2 protein-coding genes are annotated in these 2,325 nt (G+C 27.8%); one reads left to right on the top strand and one right to left on the bottom strand.

Annotation, left to right across the window (positions count from 1 at the left end; translation table 11 throughout):
- The first annotated feature begins 176 nt into the window (after positions 1-176).
- A complete protein-coding gene (locus tag E6A48_RS08490; RefSeq protein WP_219709697.1) occupies positions 177-608 on the top strand; it encodes a PepSY-like domain-containing protein in 432 nt (143 codons plus the stop codon).
- A gap of 142 nt (positions 609-750) precedes the next feature.
- On the opposite strand, the gene E6A48_RS08485 is transcribed toward E6A48_RS08490, so the two are convergent.
- Positions 751-2,037, bottom strand: a complete 1,287-nt coding sequence (locus E6A48_RS08485; RefSeq protein WP_219709696.1) for a bifunctional folylpolyglutamate synthase/dihydrofolate synthase — start codon at positions 2,035-2,037, stop codon at positions 751-753.
- Positions 2,038-2,325 lie beyond the last annotated feature (288 nt).

Here is a 2,325-nt window from a genome sequence, read left to right as displayed (position 1 = left end):
CTAATTTTGTCAAGTACTTTTGAAACAAGTCTAATATGGTTTTATTATGATTTTTAATTGTTAAGTATAAAAAGTATAGTTTATAGAGCAAACTGTAAAAAAATAGTAAAAAATGTAAATAAATATTGACATTTCTTGATAATTTTTGTATATTATAGTTAGGGAGTTTATTACTGATGGCTAAAAGATATTCACTTCTAATTATCGTTTTTGTAATGCTATCTTCTGTATTATTTGCCGATGATTGGATGGTTCCTGCTTCTGCATTGCCAAAAAAAGCACAGGACTTTATTGCTTCAGCCTATCCTGGTGTTACAATATGGAAGGTAGAGCGTGATGACGGAAAGTTTGAGGTGGATTTATCTAATGGTGTTTCTATAGACTTTTTTATGAATGGAGATTGGAAGAGCATTGACGGTGAATATATGGGAGTTCCTAAAACAGTACTTCCTGCCAATATAGCGAATGTAGTTGAGAAGACTTATCCTTCATCTATAATCATAGAAATAGAGAAGGAGTGGGGCAATTACAAAGTAAAACTTAATAATATGATGGAATTATATATTTCAGCCGATGGTCAATTAATGGGTCAGAAATTCGACGACTAAAAAATTTATTTTATTATTTACAATTTTTAAAAATATAATAATCATAAGCTATTATACTAAAATAATTTTATTTATTTTTTATTGTTCTTTTTGTGGCTGGAAAAAGTTGATAATATATCCTATAAAAAATTACAATTTAGTTTCACCCTTCTTCTGAAATTATATAGTCGCTAGCACTGTAAAGAGAACCTATCACCAATGCTGGTATATTCTTCTCCTTAGATATCTTCTTCATCTCTTCTACCGCCAAGTCAAAACTCTCTATATGATATACATTCTCTTTTTCTCTTAAATATTCATAAGTCTTAAAACTGTCAGAATCTTTATACTTTGTCTTAGCAGAACTTATTATAATTATGTCTTTGTTTTCTTTTAATACCTCGCACATTCCACCTACATCTTTTTCGCTTATAGGAGCAAATAATATCACCACACTATCATACCATTTATAAATAGTCTTTAATATTCTGCTTAATGATTTAGCATTATGAGCACCGTCTACTATAATGTCTGGATTTCTCTCTATAAAAGTTAATCTCGCCTTTATATTAAAATTACGAAGTGAGTCTATTGCTTTATTTATGTTTTCTTTTTTGCTTTCTAATAGTGTAAAAGCCTTGAATGATAATGCTATATTCTCGCTTTGATGTTCTCCTAAAAGTGTGGTTGTAAAATGATATTTATTTTCTTTTTCTATATAATCAAACTCTAATATTTCACTTGTGTTTTTTATGATATTAGAATAAAAATCTTTACCAAATGTATATAGTCTGCTATTTTTTTCTTTTGACACATTTTCTATTATTTCAATAGAGTTCTTCTCTTGCATTGCTGATATTACTATAGAATTATTTTTTATAATGCCAGCCTTTTGATAAGTTATCTCTTCTATTGTGTTTCCTAATATATCAACATGGTCATAAGAGATAGAAGTTAATATACTAATAGAAGAGTTTACAATATTAGTACAATCAAACCTCCCTCCAATGCCAACCTCTATACAAGCATAATCCACTTTGTTAATAAAAAAGTAATAAAGACCTATTATAGTAAAAAACTCAAAAACAGTTATGCTCTCATCAAGTTTATTTTCTTCTATTACATTCTTTATCTTTTTTACTATAGAAATAAAATCATTCTCGCTAATCCATTCATCATTGATAGATATTCTCTCTCTTTCATTTATGATGTGAGGGGATATAAAAGCACCTGTTTTGTAATTGCACGCACTAAGCATATGAGCCAAACTCAAAGTAGTAGAGCCTTTTCCTTTTGTGCCTGTAATGTGTATTATTTTGAAGTTTTGTTTATAGCCTAATATATTTAAAATGTTTTCTACATTGCTTATATGATTATTATTTTTTTTATGAAGATTTTTTTTATTCATAAAAGAGTATAGATAATCTAAAGCGTCATTAATATTTTCCATATTGAAGTTTTCCGTTTTTGTGATAAAAATATGCTATATATATACTGAAAAAATTGAAGTTTGTCAACTGCGAGCCTTACTATGATGGTACGCTTCGCGAAAGTGCGAGTGTTTTAGCTTTTTGGAATATATAAAATAGTATTTATATTTTGTTACAACTAAAAAAGCTATACTACTCCATACCTTTTGGTTATAAATAATTATAAAACATAAGTATTTGATATAATTCTATAATAATTTAAACTACTGCTTAGGTCTTGACATTGGAGCATACTCTAATGCTATAAT

The organism is Brachyspira pilosicoli (assembly GCF_019402445.1).
Taxonomy (GTDB): domain Bacteria; phylum Spirochaetota; class Brachyspiria; order Brachyspirales; family Brachyspiraceae; genus Brachyspira; species Brachyspira pilosicoli_B.
The sequence above is the reverse complement of the archived record's forward strand: the minus strand, read 5'-3'. Positions and strand labels throughout refer to the sequence as shown.